This is a genomic window from Aquimarina latercula DSM 2041 (assembly GCF_000430645.1).
In the GTDB taxonomy this organism is placed as follows: Bacteria; Bacteroidota; Bacteroidia; order Flavobacteriales; family Flavobacteriaceae; genus Aquimarina; species Aquimarina latercula.
In genome coordinates this window covers 1,387,300-1,410,841 of the sequence record NZ_KE387185.1, presented here as the reverse complement: position 1 = coordinate 1,410,841, position 23,542 = coordinate 1,387,300, and the positions used below count along the sequence as shown (strand labels likewise).

Annotated in this window: 20 protein-coding genes; 5 read left to right on the top strand and 15 right to left on the bottom strand. The window is 33.3% G+C overall.

Going from position 1 to position 23,542, the window contains the following annotated elements:
- Positions 1-5: 5 nt before the first annotated feature.
- The 5 genes from H526_RS0124020 (at position 6) to H526_RS0124000 (ending at position 7,613) form a co-directional block, all read left to right on the top strand.
- Positions 6-596, top strand: a complete 591-nt coding sequence (locus tag H526_RS0124020) for a DUF3575 domain-containing protein (protein WP_027395291.1) — start codon at positions 6-8, stop codon at positions 594-596.
- Between the two features lie 69 nt (positions 597-665).
- Positions 666-1,178 carry an RNA polymerase sigma factor gene (locus H526_RS0124015; RefSeq protein WP_027395290.1) on the top strand — a complete coding sequence of 171 codons (513 nt, stop codon included), beginning with the start codon at positions 666-668 and terminating at the stop codon, positions 1,176-1,178.
- A gap of 57 nt (positions 1,179-1,235) precedes the next feature.
- Positions 1,236-2,144 (top strand): FecR family protein, encoded by a 909-nt coding sequence (locus H526_RS0124010; protein WP_027395289.1) that lies wholly within the window; start codon positions 1,236-1,238, stop codon positions 2,142-2,144.
- Positions 2,141-4,792 carry a TonB-dependent receptor gene (locus H526_RS0124005; protein ID WP_027395288.1) on the top strand — a complete coding sequence of 884 codons (2,652 nt, stop codon included), beginning with the start codon at positions 2,141-2,143 and terminating at the stop codon, positions 4,790-4,792. Before H526_RS0124010 ends, H526_RS0124005 begins: the two co-directional genes overlap by 4 nt.
- A 187-nt stretch (positions 4,793-4,979) precedes the next feature.
- Complete coding sequence (locus tag H526_RS0124000; RefSeq protein WP_027395287.1) at positions 4,980-7,613, top strand: TonB-dependent receptor; 2,634 nt, start codon at positions 4,980-4,982, stop codon at positions 7,611-7,613.
- A 54-nt stretch (positions 7,614-7,667) separates the two neighbouring features.
- On the opposite strand, the gene H526_RS0123995 is transcribed toward H526_RS0124000, so the two are convergent.
- From H526_RS0123995 to paaC, 15 genes are all read right to left on the bottom strand, one after another.
- Positions 7,668-8,093: a lipocalin-like domain-containing protein gene (locus H526_RS0123995; RefSeq protein ID WP_027395286.1), complete on the bottom strand. Its 426-nt coding sequence runs from the start codon at positions 8,091-8,093 to the stop codon at positions 7,668-7,670.
- An 858-nt stretch (positions 8,094-8,951) separates the two neighbouring features.
- On the bottom strand, positions 8,952-11,030 hold the full coding sequence (locus tag H526_RS0123990) for an alpha-ketoacid dehydrogenase subunit alpha/beta (RefSeq protein WP_035086339.1): 2,079 nt from the start codon (positions 11,028-11,030) through the stop codon (positions 8,952-8,954).
- 56 nt (positions 11,031-11,086) lie between these two features.
- Positions 11,087-12,160: a branched-chain amino acid aminotransferase gene (locus tag H526_RS0123985; RefSeq protein WP_035086337.1), complete on the bottom strand. Its 1,074-nt coding sequence runs from the start codon at positions 12,158-12,160 to the stop codon at positions 11,087-11,089.
- Between the two features lie 74 nt (positions 12,161-12,234).
- Positions 12,235-13,521 (bottom strand): dihydrolipoamide acetyltransferase family protein, encoded by a 1,287-nt coding sequence (locus tag H526_RS0123980; protein WP_245591232.1) that lies wholly within the window; start codon positions 13,519-13,521, stop codon positions 12,235-12,237.
- Positions 13,522-13,626: 105 nt separating this feature from the next.
- Positions 13,627-14,226 carry an acyltransferase gene (locus H526_RS0123975; RefSeq protein ID WP_027395282.1) on the bottom strand — a complete coding sequence of 200 codons (600 nt, stop codon included), beginning with the start codon at positions 14,224-14,226 and terminating at the stop codon, positions 13,627-13,629.
- A gap of 46 nt (positions 14,227-14,272) precedes the next feature.
- On the bottom strand, positions 14,273-15,025 hold the full coding sequence (locus H526_RS0123970; RefSeq protein ID WP_027395281.1) for an enoyl-CoA hydratase/isomerase family protein: 753 nt from the start codon (positions 15,023-15,025) through the stop codon (positions 14,273-14,275).
- An 18-nt stretch (positions 15,026-15,043) separates the two neighbouring features.
- On the bottom strand, positions 15,044-17,539 hold the full coding sequence (paaZ, locus tag H526_RS0123965; RefSeq protein ID WP_027395280.1) for a phenylacetic acid degradation bifunctional protein PaaZ: 2,496 nt from the start codon (positions 17,537-17,539) through the stop codon (positions 15,044-15,046).
- A gap of 3 nt (positions 17,540-17,542) precedes the next feature.
- Positions 17,543-18,754 (bottom strand): acetyl-CoA C-acyltransferase, encoded by a 1,212-nt coding sequence (locus H526_RS0123960; RefSeq protein ID WP_027395279.1) that lies wholly within the window; start codon positions 18,752-18,754, stop codon positions 17,543-17,545.
- A 42-nt stretch (positions 18,755-18,796) separates the two neighbouring features.
- Positions 18,797-19,345: a hypothetical protein gene (locus H526_RS0123955; protein ID WP_035086335.1), complete on the bottom strand. Its 549-nt coding sequence runs from the start codon at positions 19,343-19,345 to the stop codon at positions 18,797-18,799.
- 23 nt (positions 19,346-19,368) lie between these two features.
- The gene (locus H526_RS0123950) at positions 19,369-19,776 is read right to left on the bottom strand and encodes a PaaI family thioesterase (protein WP_027395277.1); all 408 of its coding nucleotides are present in this window, start codon (positions 19,774-19,776) and stop codon (positions 19,369-19,371) included.
- A gap of 20 nt (positions 19,777-19,796) precedes the next feature.
- Positions 19,797-20,999: a 3-hydroxyacyl-CoA dehydrogenase NAD-binding domain-containing protein gene (locus H526_RS0123945; protein ID WP_027395276.1), complete on the bottom strand. Its 1,203-nt coding sequence runs from the start codon at positions 20,997-20,999 to the stop codon at positions 19,797-19,799.
- Between the two features lie 3 nt (positions 21,000-21,002).
- Positions 21,003-21,782, bottom strand: coding sequence for an enoyl-CoA hydratase-related protein (locus H526_RS0123940; protein ID WP_027395275.1), 780 nt, complete (start codon positions 21,780-21,782; stop codon positions 21,003-21,005).
- A gap of 45 nt (positions 21,783-21,827) precedes the next feature.
- Positions 21,828-22,196: a VOC family protein gene (locus H526_RS0123935; RefSeq protein ID WP_035086333.1), complete on the bottom strand. Its 369-nt coding sequence runs from the start codon at positions 22,194-22,196 to the stop codon at positions 21,828-21,830.
- 1 nt (position 22,197) lies between these two features.
- A complete protein-coding gene (gene paaD / locus H526_RS0123930; protein WP_027395273.1) occupies positions 22,198-22,701 on the bottom strand; it encodes a 1,2-phenylacetyl-CoA epoxidase subunit PaaD in 504 nt (167 codons plus the stop codon).
- A 69-nt stretch (positions 22,702-22,770) separates the two neighbouring features.
- Positions 22,771-23,526 carry a 1,2-phenylacetyl-CoA epoxidase subunit PaaC gene (gene paaC / locus H526_RS0123925; protein WP_027395272.1) on the bottom strand — a complete coding sequence of 252 codons (756 nt, stop codon included), beginning with the start codon at positions 23,524-23,526 and terminating at the stop codon, positions 22,771-22,773.
- Positions 23,527-23,542: the final 16 nt, after the last annotated feature.

Genomic DNA, 23,542 nt, shown 5'->3' with positions numbered 1-23,542 from the left:
AGTTGATGAGAAAAATAGTTTTAATCTTAACCTTTATGGTTTCATTACTACGTACTGGATACTCACAAGAAACGATTACGAGTAATCAAGATAAAATCGCAAGCGCTAATTATAAAAATAGTATCCGTTTACTTCCTCTATCAGCTTTATATGGAGAGATCAATTTTGAATATGAACACATCCTAAAAAATAATTTCTCTCTATTGTTACAAGCATACGGAGATTTTTCAAATACTGATGTTGTATCAAATGGTACTCTAGTTCCGGAAAGTAATATCACAGCGTACGAGATAGGATTAGAAATTGGAGGTAGGTATTATTTTTCAAAACGTAAAAATGCTCCAAAAGGTTGGTTTATTGGTGCCGGAATCATTGGTGGATATAAGGAAGTAGATTATAATGCATCTATATTTAACCCTAGAGATTATGACACGGTTATGATTGGAGGTTCTATAAAAGGAGGCTATCAATGGGTTTTTAAATCTGGATTTACTATTGGCGCGGCCAATCGCATTCAATATACGCAGGAACTTTCAGGACCAATGAATACATATATAGATGTTTTGCCAGAAATATCTATAGGTTATTCTTGGTAATATTGTTAAATTAACAACTTTATATATTATTCATTGTAATCTTATAATTGATCTAAAATTTTATAAAGAATGCCTGAAAATGTAATTAGCGTATGTGATGAGAAAGTATACGAACAACTGTATAGAGAACACGCAGAAAAAATATGCTACTATCTATATTATAAATATGGTGATATGGAAAAAGCTCAAGATATTGTACAGGATAGTTTTGCAAAACTTTGGACTAATTGCTCTAAAATTATTTTTGGAGCGGCTAAAAGTTTTCTATACAAAATAGCTAATAATGCTTCGATCAACGATTATAAGCATCAAAAAACCGTACTAAAATATAAATCAACTGAACAAAAAACCTACACCAATGAATCTCCAGAGTTTCAGATGGAAGAAAAGGAGTTCATGCACCGTTTAAATTCTGCTATTGGAGGATTAAAAGATGGACAACGAGAGGTTTTTCTTTTAAATCGGATTGAAAAGAAAACATATAAGGAAATTGCAGAAATGCTTGACATTTCTGTAAAAGCTGTAGAAAAAAGAATGCATTTAGCATTAGTAGTTTTAAGAAAAAAAATAGGTAACGTATAAATTACATTGGAAAGTATTAAAGTTTCCTGTTAAAGGTATAGTAATAATAAAAACATTATGGAAAAAGATAATTTTCTAGGAAGATGGCTGGTAGATGATATCTCTGAAGAGGAGAAGAAAGAATTCGAAAATTCAAAAGATTATCTTGCTTATAAAGATATTTTAAAAGGTGTTGACAAATTCGACCGCCCTGTTTTTGATCTCGATAAAGGACTTAAAAATCAAAAAGAATACAATAAAAGATACAAAAAGTCCTCTGGAAAGAAAGTAATTAAATTACGCCCATGGCTGTATGCAGCTGCAGCAGCTATAGTAGTTTTGTTTGGACTAAGAACAATATTCTTTTCAACTACAGAGATATATACGGAAATGGCAGAAACTAAAACCTTGACATTACCAGATAATTCATTGGTTACTTTAAATGCTGATTCTTCTGTTGAATATGACAAAAGATCTTTTGCCGAAACAAGGATTATCCACTTAAAAGGAGAAGCTTTTTTTGATGTAGCGAAGGGTTCTAGTTTTACCGTGAAAACTAAAAATGGAGATGTTACTGTATTAGGAACAGAATTCAATGTCTATTCTAGAAATGAGCATATAGAAGTACAGTGTTTTGAAGGCAAGGTACAAGTAAGTAACTCTAAAGAAACAGTAATTCTAACTCCTGGAAAAGCTATTAAATCTAATTCTGAAGGCGCATTATCTCCTAATGAAATCAAAGGATCTAAACCTAGTTGGATGCAGGGTAAAAGTACGTTTAATCAAGTTACTTTACAACAACTTATCCAAGAATTAGAAAGGCAGTATGACATTCGTATTACCACAAATGATATTGATACCAAACGCTTATTCTCTGGTTTCTTCGTACACAATGATCTTGATAAAGCGTTGAAAACTTGTTTTGAACCTATGAATATTAATTATACAGTCAATAATCAAAAAAATATATCGTTAAAAAATAAGTGAGATTATTTCAACTAACTACATTTTTAATTTGTTTCTATACTGCTTTAGGTTATTCACAAGATGTGATTCAATCAAAAGAACCTGATTATAAATCTCTAGAAGAGGTACTAAAAACTTTTGAGAATCAACAACAAATAAATTTCTCCTATGATGTAGATGCTATAAAAAATATAGTATTAAATATAGATGAAGAAAAACTATCAATTACATCATTGCAAAAAGCAATAGAACTTCAGACTTCTTATCTACTACAAAAAGTAGATAAAAATGATTACATTCTAATTAAAAATACTAGAGTTATAGATATCTGCGCTGTTGTCATAGATGCGATTTCTAAATTCGAATTACCGCACGCAGATATACTTTTAAATAAGAAAACTATTGGTGTTACTGATAAAAAAGGAATTTTTAAATTACAACTTAATCCTTCCGATACTATCTCCATTTCATATCTAGGTTACCAAAACAAAACAATTAAAACTTCTGCGTTAACCACCAATTGCGACACTATTAGGCTACAACCGGAAATACAAAGTTTGGGACAAGTTTTAGTAAAGGAATACCTTACTGGAGGTATCCAAAAAAATCAAGATGCATCTGTAAATATATCCACAAAAAAACTTCGTATCCTTCCTGGACTTGTAGAACCAGATGTCTTACAAAGTTTGCAATTATTACCTGGTATTAACAGTCCTACAGAAGATCCCGCTGGATTATACATTCGTGGAGGAACACCAGGACAAAATTTAGTGCTTTGGGATGGAATTAAAATGTATCAGAGTGGTCATTTTTTTAACCAAATCTCTACCTTTAATCCATTTATTACCAAAAATGTAACTGTATATAGAGGTGGTACCAGTGTTCGTTATGGAGATAGAATATCTGGTGTGGTTGCTATAGAATCTGACGATGATCTTTTGGAAAAAGTACAAACTGGAGGAGGCCTTAATTTCACACATGTAGATGCATATTTAAAAGTCCCATTATCAAAAAAAATAGGGTTTTTACTGGCCGGTCGGAGATCAACAACAGATGTCTATCAAAATATAGCCTATAATAATCTAATAAGAAAGGTATTCCAGAATACGCGATCTAACATTCCGGATAATGGCGAAACATCAACATCAGAAGAACGTAGTAGAGAAGATGATTTTTCTTTTTCTGATAGCAATTTTAAAATTCTTTGGAAACCTAATGATAATAACACAATAAAGTTCAGTTCTATCTTCGCAGAAAATAGACTTGATAATAATAAAACTGTCATCGTCTCAGAAGCTAATCTTGAAGCGAAAGTTCAAGATATACTTAAAATCAGAAATTTTGGATTTAGTTTAAATTGGGATAAAAAATATCTTGAAGGTATACATCAAAATGTGAACTTCTATTTCTCATCTTATGATCAAAGATATAACAATATTGAAACTCGAACTTTTGGTGATGATGTAACAGAAAGTCTAATTAACAATAATAAGGTACAAGATATAGGAGGAGAATACACTGTACATTTACCACTTAATAAAAAACAATCTTTAGATATTGGATATCAATTTACCTATAATCAAACAGAGTTTGAAACGAAAAACATTTTTTCTGATGAAACTGGGTTTGAGGAAGGAGGATCTATTATTGATGGAAATGGGACCAATCACACAATATATTCTGAATACAAATACAAGACTTCTAAAACATTTATAAATATTGGTTTGAGAGGATCACAAGTAAGTAACGCTAATTCATTTTTCATAGAACCACGTATGTTTTCTTCTTATGAATTATTGGATAACTTTACCCTCAACACTTCTGCAGAGCTAAAAAACCAACAACTTAATAACTATCTTACGTATAATAGTGCATTTGGAACAATTCCTACACTTCCTGTTGCTGATAATGTTTGGATTCTTTCTAATAACTCTTCAAATAATGAAAATGTAAATGTTCCTTTTATTAAAGTGGTAAAAAGTGCGCAATTTACGTTAGGAGCTCTATATACCTTCAAAGGCTGGAATTTTGACTTAGAAGGATATTACAAAAAAGTAACCGACATTTCTTCATTAAGTGATCTTGTACTAGATATAGCAGTTCCTGATGATGATGAAACTATTATTTTTTACGGAAAAGAAGAAAGAATTGGAGTTGATTTCTTAATAAAAAAAAGAATCAACAATTATAGATTTTGGGCTGGTTACTCACTAAGTAAAACCATTACATCATTTCCTTTTGTACAAAATTCATATTTTGATGGCAGTTATGATCAACGTCATGTGTTTAATCTTTCGCAGACCTTAGAAGTAAATCAATTTGAGTTTGCTTTGGGCTGGAATTATGCTTCTGGAAGGCCTTTTACTAAAATATTTAGAGACGATAACGACCTAGATGGTGGAGTTATTGACCCTAGAGGTATTAATTCTAGTCGATTTAAACCATATCATAGACTAGATGCCTCCGTGACCTACAGATTTCCTCTAAGTACATCAAAAAATACAAATGGAATGATTGGGATTTCACTAAGGAATATATATAACAGGAAAAACACCATTAGTCAGGGTTTTAGAGAAAATCAAGATGAGAATTTCAATTTTTATCTTGAGGGTTATGAAAATAAGTCTTTACGTTTTACTCCAGATTTTGTTCTTCGTTTTAATTTTTAATTTATCTAAAAAAATGACCGCGGATAATCGTAGATGCTACATTATTTATATGTTTTATTCATTACTATACTCTGATTAATATTTTAAAAAAAAACTCTGCGAGTATGATTCAAAAACTATAACATATACGAGAATCATTAATAATAGTTATATTTAAAAATTAAAAAAACCTAGCGCTAAGAACTAAGTGAGATTATTTAAACTAACTACATTATTTATATTTTTCTCTATCACTATTGGTTATTCACAAGAAGTGAAATTACCCGTAACAAATGAAAAACAACTTCTAACGGACATACTAAAAGCCTTTGAGAACCAACTTAAATTCAATTTTTCCTACGATGTTACGGCTATCAAGAATATATCTTTAGAACTCCAAAAAGCGAATCTATCTATAATATCGCTTAAAGAAATAATAGCCCAAAAAACTTCTTATGAATTACAAAAAGTAAGTGAGACAGATTTCATTTTAGTAAAAAACAAAAAAGTTATAGATGTTTGTGCTATAGTTGTAGATGCTATCTCTCTATTTGAACTTCCACAAGCAGATATTCACCTAAATAAAAAAACTATTGGTCTTACCGAGAATAATGGTGTTTTTAAGTTACAACTTCACCCTTCTGACTCCATTAGTATATCTTACTTTGGTTATAAAAACAAAACAATTACTATTTCAGAATTGACTAATAATTCTTGTGATACTATTAGATTACAACCAGAAATTCAGAGCCTAGGACAGGTTTTAGTAAAAGAATACCTTACTGGTGGTATCCAAAAAAATCAGGATGCGTCGGTAAATATATCTACAAAAAAACTTCGTATTCTTCCTGGACTTGTAGAACCAGATGTTTTACAAAGTTTGCAGCTACTTCCAGGTATTAATAGTCCCACAGAAGATCCGGCTGGATTATATATTCGTGGAGGAACACCTGGACAAAATTTAGTGCTTTGGGATGGAATTAAGATGTATCATAACGGTCATTTTTTTAACCAAATTTCTACTTTTAACCCTTTTATTACTAAAAATGTACAAGTATACAGAGGTGGAACCAGTGTTCGCTATGGAGATAGAATATCAGGAGTAGTCGTTGTAGAATCTGATGATGATGTGATAGAAGAAATAAAAACTGGTGGTGGTATTAATTTAACGCACGGAGATCTTTATTTAAAAATGCCTATCTCTAAAAATGCTGGTATCTTATTAGCAGGAAGAAGGTCTACAACAGATGTTTACCAAAATATTGCTTATAACAATCTGGTAAGAAAAGTTTTTCAAAATACTAGAGCAACAATTCCTGATGTAGGTGACGAGGTTACCTCGGAAGAAGAATCTAGAGAAGATGATATTTCATTTTCTGATGTTAATTTCAAACTCGTTTGGCATCCGGACAGTACCTCTACAATAAAGTTCAGTTCTATTCTTGCCGAAAATCGACTTGACAATAAAAAAAACATCATTATTGATGATAAACGAAATGAAACTCAGGATGTTCTAAAGCTAAGGAATATTGGTGCGAGCATAAATTGGGATAAAAATTATAATAATTCTATATCCCAAAATGCCAATTTTTACTTCTCATCCTATGATCAAAGGTATTCCTTTATATTAAATAAAATAGATGATAATATAGACGAAAGTACCAATATAGAAAATGCTGTAAAAGATATAGGGTTTGAATATTCTGTTCGGTTTCCTTTAGTTAATAATCATTCCCTTCATACGGGATATCAATTTTCGTATAATGAATCAAGTTATAAAGCATTATTCGATACAGGTTTTGGAGATGACCCAAACACTTTAGATGGCAATGGGACCAATCATACACTATACTCAGAATATCAATACAAAACACCTAAAACCTATCTTAATTTAGGGTTTCGAGCATCTCAATTAAGTAATGTAAAAGATTTTTTCATCGAGCCTCGTATGTTTGCTTCTTATGAGTTGTTTAAAAATTTCACTATAAATACTTCTGCTGAATTAAAGAATCAGCAACTTAATAATTACTTAACTTATATTAGTACTGAAGATGGGAGACTATCTACATTACCAGTTTCTGATAATGTTTGGATTCTTTCTAATAATTCTTCAAGTAATAATCCAGATACTCCTAGAATTAGAGTTTTAAAGAGTATGCAATTTACGGTTGGAGGCTTATACACATACGATGGCTGGAATTTTGATTTAGAGGGTTACTACAAAAAAATAACTGATGTTTCTTCTCTTAGTGATCTTATATTAGATATAGCTACCCAAGATGATGTTGAAACTGATATATTTTATGGAGAAGAAGAACGAATAGGTTTTGATTTGTTAATTAAAAAAAGAATCAACAATTATAGGTTTTGGGCTGGATATTCGCTGAGTAAAACAATAACTTCGTTTCCATTAGTTCAAAACACGTACTACAATGGGAATTTTGATCAACGACATGTTTTTAATCTATCCCAAACACTAACTATAAATAAGTTTGAAATTGCACTTGGTTGGAACTACGCTACTGGAAGACCATACACAAAAATTGTAGCAGATAGTGCTGCGATATTTGGAGGTACTATAGATCCAAATGGCATTAATTCTAGTAGATTTAGAGATTATCATCGATTAGATGCTTCTGCAGTTTATCGCTTTAAACTAGATAAAGAAAAGGATTGGAATGGTATGATAGGAGTTTCTATCAGGAACCTCTACAATAGAAAAAACATAATCGGACAAAGTTACAGCGAGTTTACAGACGTTAATTTTAATAGAACCTTAGAAACTTCCCAAAATGAATCTTTACGTTTTACACCGGATATTGTATTACGATTCAATTTTTAGTATAATCAAAAACAAAACTGTAAAAACATACAGTTTTGTTTTTGATTAAAAATATTAAACTCTGGTTAATATTTGTTTAAACTCACCATCTTCATCATTGGTTACTGCTGTCATTGTATTACCAGAAAAAGTAATGGTTGCTTCTACAGCTTCAGCTCCATCCATATCCGAAGTAATCTTGTATTTATTATCCCCTAAGTTTTCCCAAGTACCTGTAAATGTATCTTCCAATACACAAGTACCATTTTCCATAACATGACTGGTCCCACTAAATTTTTCATCTTCTGTTACTGTAAGAACATCCTGTAAGTCGCAGGTTTCGACAGTCACTTCTACTCCATCTTCAAACTCTTGAGTTATTTTCCAAACTCCAATAAATTTGTCCTGTGCATCTACTGGTCCAGAATTATCATCATCAGAACTACAAGATGTAAACATAATCGAAGTGGCTACGGTTAATAATAAAATGATTTTTTTCATGATTGTTTTTTTACGTTTTTAAAATTTTTACAACCCTAAAACATATATCTATCAAAACACCCTAAAAAAATATTCAGCAAAAATCAAATTAAATTACAAAAAATTGATAATCATTCGTTTAAAGAATAAAAAAAAATAATTAAGTTTAAAAAACAAGTAGTTTTACATTCTTGGAAGTATTAGCAGTATAGATAATTCAACCAATAAAGTTAGAAAAACAAAAAAGAGCGTCTCCACGCTCTTTTTCTTCACACAAATCATCTTAATTTAGGGGCTTATTCTAAAATTAAAACTCACTTTTTATAAAAACTTTCATCTTGGGGAAAATGAAAGTACTAACTCATTAACTCTGATATAAAGATACAACTTTTTTTAAATTTACCAAACTTTTTATGTATTTTATCTAAAATAAATGCATTTTAACATATTTAATAAAAACAAACACAATATTTTGTAGTCTTTTTCTTTCTTTTATTAAAATTGTAAATAACACACACTACAGTGTATTCATACAAAATACTGGAAAAACAAAAAAGAGCGTCTCCACGCTCTTTTTCTTCACACAAATCATCTTAATTTAGGGGCTTATTCTAAAATTAAAACTCACTTTTTTTAAATGTTTTCATCTTGGGGGGAATGAAAACGCTAACTCATTAACTCTGGTGTAAAGATACAGCTTTTTTTAAATCCACCAAATTTTTTGTGTATTTTATCTAAAATAAATGCGTTTTAACATATTTAAACATCTATGATTGCTATTTATGTAGTCTATTTCTTACTTTTAAGATTTAAACAAAAAAAATAGCCTCAACTGTTATGCAACAAATGAGACTATTATTTTACTTCCTATCTATATGATTAATACCTCAACAACTCTTCTATCTTAGTTTTTACTTTTTCTGTAGAAGGAATCATGGTCTGTTCTAATGTACTATTTAATGGGATTGCTGGCATATTCTCTGAACCAATAGTCATCACCGGTGCATCAAGATATCGGAAACATTCTTCCTGAATTTTTCCCGATAATGCTCTTGCGAAGGAATTATTAGTTGGTTCTTCTGTTACCACCAAACACTTCTTTGTCTTTTTTACTGATTCCATTATAGTTTCTTCATCTAATGGATATAGTGTTCGCAAATCTATTATTTCTACAACTTCTTTTAACTCCTTAGAAGCATTCAGCGCCCAGTGTACACCCATTCCGTAAGTAACTACCGTTAACGTCTCCTTCTCATCTTCAGGCCATATTTGTTGTACTACATTAGCTTTGCCAAAAGGTAGTATATAATCTTCTGCTGGTTCTATAGTTCTTGCAGCGTCTGTACCTTTTACCTTAGACCAATACAATCCTTTATGTTCTAAAATCACCACGGGATTAGGATCGTAATATGCCGCTTTCATTAAACCTTTTAGGTCTGCTCCGTTACTTGGATAAGCTATTTTAATACCTCTTATATTAGTAACAACGGATTCTACCGATGAGGAATGATAAGGTCCTCCACTTCCATATGCCCCTATCGGAACTCTTAGAATCATAGAAACAGGCCATTTACCATTAGATAAATAACAAGATCTACTTACTTCTGTAAATAACTGATTCAATCCTGGCCATATATAGTCCGCAAACTGTACTTCTACAATTGGTTTTAAGCCTACAGCAGACATTCCTACAGTAGACCCTACAATAAATGCTTCTTGTATAGGTGTATTAAAAACTCGTTCATCACCAAACTTTTGCGCTAATGTTGCTGCCTCTCTAAATACTCCACCTAATCTTCCTCCTACGTCTTGTCCATATAATAAACACTCTTTATGTTTCTTCATTAGCTCTTCTACTGCAAACAGAGCACAATCTACCATTACTACCTCATCCTTATCAGAAGGAGATCGTTCTCCTTTTTCTTCAGTAATTGGAGTAGGCGCGAAATCATGGGTAAACAAATCTTCTGGTTTTGGATCTTCTGCTTTCATTGCTTCCTGAAGATCTGTAGTAACGGTTTGTTTAGCCTCCTCTTCCAAACTATCTAACTCATCACCTGTAAAACCAGCTTCTAATAATTGATTTCGCAATACCGGATAAGGGTCTCTAGAACGAGCTTCTTCCAGGTCATCCCTATACCATTCCATGCGTACTCCAGATGTATGATGATTTAGTAAAGGTACTCTTGCGTGAACTAAAATTGGTCTTCGTTCTTCTCTTATAATTCGAATAGCATTTTGAACAGCTATATAACTCTCTGTAAAATTAGCTCCATCAATTGTAATCGCTTCTAACCCATGAAATCCTGCAGCATATTCGTACGCACTTTGTGCTCTGGTTTCTTTCTCATTGGCAGAAATATCCCATCCATTATCTTGTACAACGTATAATATTGGTAACTGCTTTAAAGCTGCCATTTGAAAAGCTTCTGCAATCTCTCCTTCTGTTACCGAAGCATCACCTAACGAACACACCACTAGTGGTGCTTTTATTATCTCACTCTTGCTGGAATCATTATGTGGAATATTTAATAACTCTTTATACTGCATTCCCAGTGCTACACCAGTAGAAGGAATCGCCTGCATACCTGTAGCAGAGGATTGATGAGGGATTTTTGGTTTATCATCCTCATTTAAACTTGGATGTGAGTAATAGGTTCTTCCACCAGAAAAAGGATCATCTTTCTTTGCTAACAGTTGTAACATTAAGTCATAAGGTCTCATCCCTATTCCTAATAACATTGAATCATCTCTATAATAAGGAAAAACATAATCTTGAGGCAATAATTGCATAGCTACTGCTATCTGAATTGCTTCATGACCTCTTGATGTCGCATGAACATATTTTGAAACTGTTTTAAAATTTTCTTCATATAGTTCTGTCATGCTTTTAGCAGTACAAAGTGTGCTAAATGCTTTTTTAAGAACTTCTTTTTCTATAGTTGTTGAGGCTACCATATATCCCTTATTTTTTTGATCTACAATCTACGAATCACCAGTATTGGCGATAACTATTATCCTACCTTCTCTGTTATTGATACCGGTATTATCCAATTAAACGTATCTTCCATTTTTTGAGTCTTGATATTATCAAGTGTATTTTTTACATCTTGGCTCACGGGGTTGTTGTCGGATAAAGTAAGTACCTCATCTTTATACCCTATAGCTTCTATCATAGCAATAGCTACTGCTGTTCCTGTACCAAAGGCTTCTTCTAATTGTCCTTCGTTAGCACATGTTATTAACTCATCAATTGTAATTGGACGCTCTTCTACCTCAAAACCTTTATCTTTCAATAAAGTGATAACACTATCCCTTGTAATTCCTTTTAATATAGAACCGTCTGTAGAAGGTGTAATAAATTTGCCTCCTATTTTGAAAAATATATTCATGGTCCCTACTTCCTGGATATACTTATGCTCGTTAGCATCTAACCATAATACTTGATCATATCCCTTTGCCTTGGCTTTTTCTGTTGGTAGAATTGCTGCTGCATAATTACCCGCAGCTTTTGCTTCTCCTGTACCACCATCTGCAGCTCTTATATACTCTGTTTCTGCATATAATCTTATCTTTTTTGTGAAAAATGGTCCTGCAGGAGAACAGATCACTATGAACTTGTAACTTGTAGCAGCTCTCATACCTATAAAAGGTTCATCTGCATACATGAAAGGTCTTAGATACAAAGCGCTTCCATCTTTTGGAGGAATCCAACTGTGTTCTACCCCAACAATTTGTTTTACCGCTTCTACAAATAAATCCACCGGAACTAAAGGCATTCCTAATCTCGCAGCACTATAATTAAAACGTTTTGCATTCTCTTCTGGTCTAAAAAGTAATGGTGTATTCTCCTTACCTACGGTAGCTTTCATTCCTTCAAAAATTGCTTGTCCGTAATGCAATGCCATTGCAGCAGGATGTGTTGGAATTAATTCTAATGGTTCTATTCTGGGATTGTTCCAAGCGCCATTTTCATATTCACAGATAAACATATGGTCTGTAAAAGTTGTTCCTAAAGGAATATTATCAAAATCAATATCCTTAAGTTTTGAATTTGCGGTTTTTGTAATTTTGATTTGTTGTTCCATTCTTATTTTATTTTAATCACACAAACTATTGGATAAACACTATTGTTGGGTATATGCTATCCATTGTGCATTTATTATATTTCTCTATTACTATCAAAAGCTTCTAATTCGTCCCCAACCTTTCTTAAAAAAGATCCTCCTAAAAACCCATCTACAACTCGATGATCAAATGATAACGATAAGTACATCATACTTCTAATTGCAATTTCATCTCCGCTATCTGTTGTAATAACTTCTGGTCGTTTCTTAATAATCCCCAAGGCTAGAATAGCTACCTCTGGTTGATTAATGATAGGTGTCCCCATGAGACTACCAAATGTTCCTACATTAGAAATTGTAAACGTACTTCCTCCTATTTCATCAGGTTTTAATGCATTATTTCTAGCATTATTCGCTAAATGATTTACACGTTGCGCTAAACCTAGTAAGTCTTTTTCATCAGCATTTCTTACTACGGGAACAATTAAATTACCACTAGGTAATGCCGTAGCCATACCTACATTAATATCTTTATGGACCACAATCTTCTTTCCGTCTACAGAAACATTAATCATAGGGTATTCTTGGATTGCTTTTGAAACTGCTTCTATAAAAATTGGAGTAAACGTTAACTTTTCTCCATGTTTTTCTAAAAATTCTAGTTTCATCTTATTACGCCAATTCACCATATTGGTAACATCCACTTCTATATAACTTGTTACATGTGGTGATGTATGTTTAGAATACACCATATGGTCTGCTATCATCGTTCTCATACGATCCATTTCTACAATGCGATCCTTTCCTTCTATATAGGAAATTGGAGGTGTGTTATATGATGGTTTTGGTGCAGTTGGTTGCGGTCTACTTGGTAAAGGATATTTTCTGTGTTTAAGGTACAACATAACATCACTCTTACGAATCCTGCCACCATCGCCAGTTCCAGAGATACTTTGAACCTCTTCTATTGTCAAGTTTTCTTTTTGAGCGATACTAATTACCAAAGGAGAAAGAAAACCATCATTATCTCCTGTATTTTGGATTTTAAAATCGGATTTAACATTCGGCTTAACCTCTGATTTAATTGATGATTTCGATTTTACATTAGGATTATTATTAGATAATTCTTTTACTTCTGATTGTGATTTTTTTTCACTTGATCCAGAATTATTATTAGAATCAATAACAGCTATTACTTTGCCAACTTCTACCACATCATTAGATTGAAAAAGTAATTCTGTAATGATACCATCACAAGGAGAAGGTACTTCAGAATCTACTTTATCAGTAGCCACTTCCAAAATAGTTTCATCTTCTTCTACAGTATCTCCTACATTCTTTAACCAATTAAGAATGGTTGCTTCTGATATACTTTCACCCATTTTGGGCATTTTTAGTTCTACTCTTGACATTTTAATTAACTAATGTTAGTTAGTTTGTTATTATTACTTCTTAGATATTTATACTATTTGTTCAACCCTTAGGGATCACTTTTTATCTTTAAATTCTTCTAAAGTTTTATAGAAAGCTTCTTGTGTTGGTCGATCTTTCGGAATCTCTCTTAAAGGCTCCACTTCTTCTAAATAATCAAAGCAATCTTCAGGTAATTGTTGGTACAACTTAGTCCCTTTTGTTTTCCACCCAATCATCTCATCGCTAACAGTTTTTATTACTTTCGCCGGATTTCCTACTATCAAACTTCTCTTTGGAAAAATAGTATTTGCTTTTACAAAAGACATTGCTCCAACAATACACTCATCACCAATCTCCGCATCATCCATTATCACTGTATTCATTCCTATAAGACAATTACGACCCAAATTAGCTCCGTGAATAACAGCGCCATGACCTACATGCGCACTTTCTTTTAACACTATAGATTTCCCAGGAAACATATGTACGGTACAGTTTTCTTGAACATTTACTCCATCTTCAAGAATAATCTCGCCCCAATCTCCTCTGATAGCAGCTCCAGGACCTATATAACAATTTTTACCTATAATAACATTACCTGTTACCGCTGCTAACGGGTGTACAAAACTACTTTCGTGCACTACTGGTATGTATCCTTTAAAACTATAAATCATTATTATATTATATGGATTCCAGCCTGAGCTGAAATAACAAAGCGTTTTATTTAAATCTTTTAAGCGTTTCTTTGGTAAAATCGCTTAACACTAATCTACCACTGATGATTGCTCTCTCTGCTAACAATGTATCCCAATGTTCTGTTCCTTCCCAAAATGCCTTTTTCATATCTTTCATCGCCTCGGGGTTATAGGTACATAAATGTTCGGCAAATTCTTTTACCGCAATATCCAATGCCTCTGTATCTTCAAAAACTTTAGTAAATAACCCTTTATCTCTTGCCCATTCTGCATCATAAAAAGAATTAGCATCAATGGCTATTTGCGTCATTGCTGACAATCCTATTTTACGTTCCACCGCGGGTCCCACAACAAAAGGACCTATTCCCACATTCAATTCACTTAATTTAATAGCGGCAAATTTTGTAGCCATACAATAATCTGTTGCAGACGCCACTCCAACTCCACCTCCTACAGTTTTACCTTGTACGCGTCCAATAATAAATTTTGGACAGGTACGCATTGCATTAATTACATTTGCAAAACCAGAGAAAAATATCTTACCAGTTTCTGCATCGTTAATATTTATTAACTCCTTAAAACTTGCACCTGCACAAAATGTTCTATTTCCTCCACTTTTCAAGACAATTACTTTAATATCATCATTATCTCCTGCTTCTGTTATAGTTTTAGCTAATTTGGCTAAAATATCACCAGGTAAAGAATTATGTGCTGGATGAAAAAACTCTATGGTTCCTACTCCATTTTCTGTTGTTATATTTACGTATGGTTGTGTCAATGTTTATTCTTAAATGTTTTACAATAATCCAAACTGTTCGAAATGATGATTCAAATGTTTTACATTTAACAAATCCCATTCAAACTTGTTCATCTCACCAAATACGGCATTTTTCGTAATCGCGTCAGGATTTTCTTTAAAATAAATTTCAAATTCATCCATTGCTTCCAACAACTTCTTTTTAGCAGTTATTAGATCTTCGTGAACTAACGCTTCCAACGAATCTTCTTTCATTAAAGGATGTTTATGACCTTTAGGCATTGGTTTATGGTTATACACCATTTCTTGTACTTTTTCTAAATACTGCTCTGGTGTAGCTATTTCAAAATCTTGAATCTCTCCGGCACCAATTCTAATGGTTTTCTCTATATGTTCTATCATATGCTGAGCGGTCATCAATCCCCATGTAGCTTTGGTATCCTCTTTTAGCCTTGCTAAATATCCCTCAATATTTGCTCGATTTACTTGTACAAATGGTGATTTTTTTTGTACCATCGTTAAAATCGTTGCGATAGCAGTCAACTCATCTTCTTGATCAAATACTTCTACAAACCACTTTACAATACCACTTGGCAATTCTTTTCCTCGATGATCACGATCAATTTTTTGTTTACAAGTTAATCTTACATACACAGTATCGTTATGATAAATTGGACGCAAGAATCTACATTCTTCTAATCCGTAATTCGCAGCAACCGGTCCTTTATTTGGATATACAAACAATCCAGCTGCTGCAGCAAGAATGAAATATCCGTGCGCAGTTCTTTTTTCGAAAATACTTCCATCAAGAGAAGTTATATCCGTATGTGCGTAAAAATGATCCCAAGTAAGATTACCAAAATTGATAATATCTGTATCTGTAATTGTTCTTTTATGAGTTTTAAGAGACATTCCTGGTTCGATATCTTCCCAATGATATGCAAACGGATGTTTATCCGACTCTTTATATTTAGAATTTGCTTGATAAATTCCAGTAACCTCTGTTAAAGTTGTTGGTGTTCCTTGTATTGCACAACGTTGCATGTAATGCTTGATTCCGCGCATTCCGCCCATTTCTTCTCCTCCTCCTGCTCTTCCTGGACCTCCGTGAGTAAGCATTGGTAGCGGAGAACCGTGCCCTGTACTTTGTTTAGCATTTTCTCTATTACCAATCAAAATACGTCCGTGATGAGAAGCTGCTCCTACTACGTATTCTTTCGCAATCTGATCATCATAAGTAAATATAGAGGATACTAAAGATCCTTTACCCATCTGAGATAATGTTATAGCATCATCAAGTGTATCATAAGGCATAATTGTAGAAACTGGCCCAAAAGCTTCTATCTCATGAACACCTTTATGCTGAAACGGGTTATCTTGTCTCATCAGAATTGGACTTACAAAAGCTCCTTTTTGTGCATCAGCACCAACAGTTTCTATTGTATCTAAATTTCCATAAACTATTTGAGCTGTTTTAGCTATTTCTGCAACATTATTTTTAAAGCTTTCGACTTGTTTTTTACTTGCCAAAGCCCCCATTCTCACTTCTTTCAATCTAGGATCCCCAATAGTTACCTTATCTAATTGTTTACCTAAAGCAATCTGAACATCTTCGACTAATTTTGAAGGAACTATGATTCTACGAATAGCAGTACATTTCTGACCTGTCTTAACGGTCATTTCTTTTCTAACTTCTTTTACAAACAAATCAAATTCTGGTGTTCCTGGTACTGCATCTTCTCCAAGCACACAAGCGTTTAGTGAATCTGCTTCCATAGTAAACGGTACAGATTCTTCTATCAACCTTGGGTGTGCTTTTAAAACTCTTCCAGTATGTGCCGAACCTGTAAATGTTACCACATCTTGTGATCCAACAGTATCTAAGATATTTTTAGTCATTCCGCTTAAAAGCTGTAATGCTCCTTCTGGTAAAATTCCTGAATCTACAATTACTCGTACCACTGCTTCCGTAAGGTAAGCAGTTTGCGGAGCTGGTAGAACTACTGCCGGCATTCCAGCCATCCAATTAACCGCACATTTTTCTAACATCCCCCAAATTGGAAAATTAAAAGCGTTAATATGAACTGCCACACCTCGTTTTGGCACTAAAATATGATGCGCCATAAACCTTCCTCCTCTCGATAAATCAATAGGATCTCCCTCTACATGATAAGATTGATTCGGAAATAATTTACGTAAAGATGCATTTGCAAAAAGATTACCAAAACCACCTTCAATATCAATCCAACTATCAACTCTAGTTGCTCCTGTTCTATAACTAAGCTCATAAAATTGCTCTTTTCTTTTAGTAAGATATAAAGCTAATGACTTTAGCATATTTCCACGCTCCTGAAAAGTCATTTTTCTAAGTACTTCTCCTCCTTTGGTTCTACCATAATGTAAAACTTCTGGAATATCTAGACCATCTGTTGTGGATGTACCAATTATTTCTCCAGTAACTGCATCGTTCATCACAATACCATCACCTGAACCTGTTACCCATTTTCCAGTTATATAGCTTTCTAGTGTTTTCATAAATTATAGATTCGTGTTTTCTATTACACAAGCATATCCTTGTCCTACACCTACACACATAGTGATTAATGCATATCTTTTATTTCGTTCTTGTAACTCTAAAGCAGCTGAATATGTGATTCTAGTTCCTGTAACTCCAAGTGGATGTCCAATTGCTATAGAGCCTCCATTAGGGTTGATTCTAGGATCATCATCTTTTAATCCCCATTCTCTTATACAAGCCAATGCTTGAGAAGCAAAAGCTTCATTTAATTCTATGATATCAATATCATCCATAGTAATACCTGCTTTTTCTAATGCCCTATTAGATGCCTGAACCGGACCAATTCCCATAATTCTGGGCTCTACTCCAACCACTGCAGAACTAACAATTCGTGCAATGGGTGTAAGGTTGTATTTTTTGACTGCATCTGAAGAAGCAATAATTGTAGCAGCTGCTCCATCATTTAGTCCTGAAGAATTTCCTGCGGTTACACTCCCATCTTTCTTAAAAGCAGGACGTAGCTTTGCTAAAACTTCTTTGCTCGTAGCAGGTTTTACAAACTCATCATTAACAAACTTAATAGGATCTTTTTTTCGTTGCGGTATCTCTACAGTAGTAATTTCTTTTGCTAATCTCCCAGATTCTTGCGCTTTAGTAGCTTTCATCTGGCTCCAGTATGCAAAAGCATCCTGATCCTCTCTAGAGATATTATACTTCTCTACCAAATTCTCAGCTGTATTTCCCATTCCATCCGTACCATATAACTCATGCATCTTTTGGTTTACAAACCTCCATCCAAAACTTGAATCATACATTTTGGAATCATTACCAAATGCCGAAGATGGTTTTGCAATTACGTATGGACCACGTGTCATATTCTCAACTCCTCCAGAAATAAAGATATCTCCATCATCAGCTTTTATAGCTCTGTTTGCATGTATTATTGCCGAAAGTCCAGAACTACAAAGACGATTTACTGTTTCTCCTGGAACTGTAAAAGGAAGTCCAGCTAATAAAGAACACATTCTAGCTACATTTCTATTATCTTCTCCTGCTTGATTAGCACATCCCATAATCACATCATCATAATCTTCCTTAGGAATATTTGGATTCTTTTTTACTAATTCTTTAATAACTAAAGCTCCTAAATCATCTGTTCTTACCGCAGATAATGTTCCTTTATAATTTCCAATAGGAGTTCTAACTCCATCTATTATATATGCTTCTTTCATTTTGATATGTGCGTATCTGGTTATAGTACTTTAATCACTATTTTATTCTTTCAATTTTGCCGTTACCACTGATTTTTCAATTAGTGGTAAGTATTTAGATTCTTCCTTTTCCATAAAATAGGAAGATATCATTATTGTTTTTTCTCCTGCAGGCATTGCATACATCATCATAATCATTTTATCACCTGTCTCGTCTAAAGTCATTGACTTCTGAACAAGTACTTTTTTACCTTCCAATTCAACTTCTTTAATTCCTAATGAAGTAACTCCATTTTGTTCTTCTGGTTCTTGCATCATCTTTACTTTAAAGGCATCATAAGATTGAGGAGCTACCATTTTCATAATTCCCGCAGACATATCCTCGTTCGCCCGATTAGTGCCATTATCGATAACAAAAACGGTTTCATCTACTTCCATTATTACTTGATCGTTAAAAAGATCACCCATAGCATTTTGAACACCCTCGGATATTTCTTCTTTAGTTTCTGTAACAATTGGTTCTGTGCCTTCTAAAGTTTCTTTTTTTGATTTCGTCTCTTTTCCACAAGAAAAAATTGACAAACATAAGATGGATACTAAAAATATTCTCATTGATCTGTGTATTAGTTGATTAATTATTGCCAATCTTTATTGGTTCTGTATACTACTCCTTTGAATAGTGCTACTATTTGATCACCTCTTTTAACCTCAACAATATTAAACCCTATTTTAGTCTTTGCTATATCGGTAACTGCCTCGGCAGTAAGATAATCTCCTTCTTCTAAAGCTTCAATATGGTTGATCGATGTTTCTATAGAAACTGCATACTTACCATGGGTATTTGCAGAAAAACCAAATGCTGTATCTGCCAAACTATATGATATCCCTCCATGAGCTTTACCCATACTATTAAGCATCTCTTTTCGTACCGTCATTCCCACTTTACATCTTCCTACTTCTACTTGTATAACTTCTATCCCTAACCATTGACTAAAAGGGTCTTGGTCTAGCATTTTTTGAGGTATTTTTTGAGAGTCAATCATAATCTTAGATCTTTTTCTAATTAATTAACTGGAAAAAATGTTCTATTCTCTCTATCCATTCTTCTTAATAATGGGCTACATCGATACCTATCTTCTCGGTATTCATCATATAATTTATCAAGTTTGTTTACACACCAGTCAATTCCTTTTTTATCGGCCCAAGCAAGTAAACCCTTAGGGTAGTTAACACCTTTAGTCATTGCATTATCAATATCTTCTGGAGAAGCGATATTCCAAAATAGTGCATCTGCAGCTTCATTAATCAACATCACTAATACACGATTAAATATATACTGTGAGAGTTCTTCTTTGGATAACTTTTCAGCTCCGTTGGGAGTAACTGAACTACCAATATTCGGAGATGTTATTTTTCCTTGTTCATCATAATTATAGTATCCTTTACCAGATTTTCTTCCAAGGTATCCTGCTTCTGACAGTCTTTTTTGAGTAAAGGATGGTTTGTATCTAGGGTCGTAGTAAAATGCTTTGAATACGGTTTCAGTTACCGTATAATTAACATCATTCCCTATAAAATCCATCAATTCAAAAGGTCCCATTCTAAAACCTCCCAATTCCTTTAAGCTACTATCTATGGTTGCTAGGTCTGCCAGTCCTTCTTCATAAATACGAAGTGATTCTCCATAAAAAGGTCTCGCTACACGATTCACAATAAAACCAGGAGTATCCTTAGCAATGGCTACTACTTTTTTCCAATCCCTAATAGTATCAGTCACTTCATTTATTACGGCATCCGACGTTTGTACAGCCGGTATCACCTCTACTAATTTCATTAAGGGAGCAGGATTAAAGAAATGAATTCCGATACAACGTTCAGGTCTTTTTAACGAAGAAGCTATAGAAGCTATAGATAATGAAGATGTATTTGATGCTATAATAGTATCATCAGAAACATAGGTTTCTAATTCAGAAAACACACGTTGCTTAATTGATAAATCTTCGATGATAGCCTCTATAGTTAGATTGGCATCACTCAACTCTTTTAGCTCGTTTACATATGTAATATTTGTTTGAATCCGATCCTTTTCTTCTTTATCAATCCTTCCTTTTTCAATTAAACGAGAAAGAATTTTTTCCAAAGCTTTTTGACTTTTATCAAGTGCTTCTTGTTTTGTGTCAAACACTTTTACTTTGCATCCGGCTGTTGCGGCAACTTGCGCTATCCCACTACCCATTGTTCCGGACCCTATAACTCCTACCACCATATCTTAATTTCCTTTAAAAACAGGTTTTCTTTTTTCTATAAAAGCATTTACTCCTTCTGCATAATCATTACTTTCAGCTGCTTCTATTTGTAGATCAGACTCCATCGCTAATTGCTGATCTAATGTATTTACCATCGATTGATTTAATAATCTTTTGGTAAGCCCTAAAGCCTTAGTTGGCATTTGCGCAACTTTACTTGCTAGTTTAAGAACTTGATCTTCAAAAGTGTCAACTGGAAATACCTTATATAACATTCCTAAATCTTCGGCTTGCTCTGCACTCACTTTATCACCCAACATCATTAGGGCTGAAGCTTTTTGAAAACCAATCAACCTTGGTAAGAAAAAAGTCCCTGCACTATCAGGAATTAAACCAATTTTACTGAAAGCCTGAATAAAACTTGCTACTTCTGATGCTACAACAATATCGCAAGCCAAAGCAATATTTGCTCCTGCTCCAGCAGCAACTCCATTAACGGCTGCAATAACTGGTTTTTCTATATTTCGTATTCTCTGTACTATTGGATTATAATGTTCTTCTAATATTTTTCTGAATCCTGGGTTTAGTTCCGGAGAGGTAACTTCATTTAAATCCTGACCCGCACAAAACGCTTTACCATTACCAATTAACAGTATCGCTCTGACCTCATCGTTAGCTTCACAAGTATCTAAAGTATCCTGAAGTCTTAATGCCATTTCTCTATCGAAACTATTAAAAGTTTCAGGACGGTTTAAAGTTATCTTAGCTATATTATTTTCTATTTTTAATTCTATTGAGTTCACACTTTATGTTTTTATTACCTTAAATACTACAACTTCTCTAAGGAATTATTTTTCTATTAATTTAAACTGCGGATTGTATATAATTCCGATAACATTGCTCCAAGGATCTTTTACCGAAGCAACCATTAATTCTCCTCCAACATTAGTTGGTTTTTCGTGTTCTATAGCTCCTAACTTTAGAAGTTTCTCATAGGTTTTATGAATATCATTCACTCCCCAATAAGAAAGCACATTATCGGTTTTGTTTTCTACTACATCCTCTTCTGGTAACAACCCTAATTCATATCCTCCAATATTGAAACCTACGTAAAAGGGTTCATCAAAATATTGTTTTGTATCAAAAGCTTTAGCATACCATTCTTTAGCTTTTTCTAAATCAGTTACTTTATATATAGTTGTTCTTAATCCTAGCATATTATTTAAGACATTTGAAATAATCAAAAGGTTCTAAACAATCATCACACTGAAACAAAGCTTTACAAGCAGTAGATCCAAACTGGCTTATCATCTTGGTATTATTAGATCCACATTGAGGACATTTTACTATTCGCTTATTCCCTAATAAAACTTCTTTATCAGCTTCTTCTTCTAAAGGAGCAGCAATCCCATAATCCTCAAGGGCTTTTCGTCCTCTAGGTGTTATCCAATCTGTAGTCCAGGCAGGAGAGAGTACTAATGACACCTTAGCATCCATCCGTTCTTTTTGAAAAGCACTTACAATATCATCTCCTATAACATCCATTGCTGGGCACCCACTATATGTGGGAGTAATATTAACATACACAGTATCATCAACGATTTTGGCAGATCTTACCACTCCCATATCCATAATAGATAATACGGGAATCTCTGGATCACTAACTTTCTGTAGAATCTCGTATAATTTTGGATCAATATGTTGTTCTAATGTGATTGTCATATTACTTTTAATATTACTCTTGAAAAACAACCCTTTTGATAAATCGTTTGAATGATGTCTAATATATCATCACCACTTCATATTTGGGTAAGTTCTCTGCATATACTGAAGATCTGAAAGAAGATATCCCATATGTTCACTATGAATTCCTTCTTTGCCTCCTTTTCTAAACCATTTTAGTTCAGGAATCACTAAAGTTGCTTCTTCTAAAATTTCGTTTATAACCTGGTAGTATTTTTCTTTTAAAAGACTAACATCCACTCCAACTTCATTTTCAAGCATCTTTTTATCATCTTCTGTCATATGAAATAATTCATCAGTAAACTTCCAAAGATCATTCACCGCCTCTTGAACCTTATTTCTACTAACCTCTGTTCCATCCCCCAATCTTTTGATCCAGTCCGACGAAAAACGTTGATGATAACTAACTTCTTTTATCGATTTTTTAGCTATCGCAGAAAGTGTTTCATCTTTACTTTTTTGTAACTCTTGTAGTAGTAACAAATGAAAAACATCGTAAAAAAACTGACGAGTGATAACATATCCAAAATTAACATTTGGTTGCTCTACTAGTAGTACATTTTTATATTGTCTTTCTGTTCTCAAAAAAGCAATATCGTCTTCTGTTACCTTATCTCCAGAAAGTTGTGCAGCGTATTGATAATAACTACGTGTTTGTCCTAATAAGTCTAATGCTATATTAGTACATGCAATATCTGTCTCTAAATTTGGCCCATGGCCACATAATTCAGAAAGTCGTTGTCCTAAGATTAGAGCATTATCCGCAATTCCGTAGATATATTGTATTAAATTTTCTTTTTCCATTTTAAAAAATCGCATT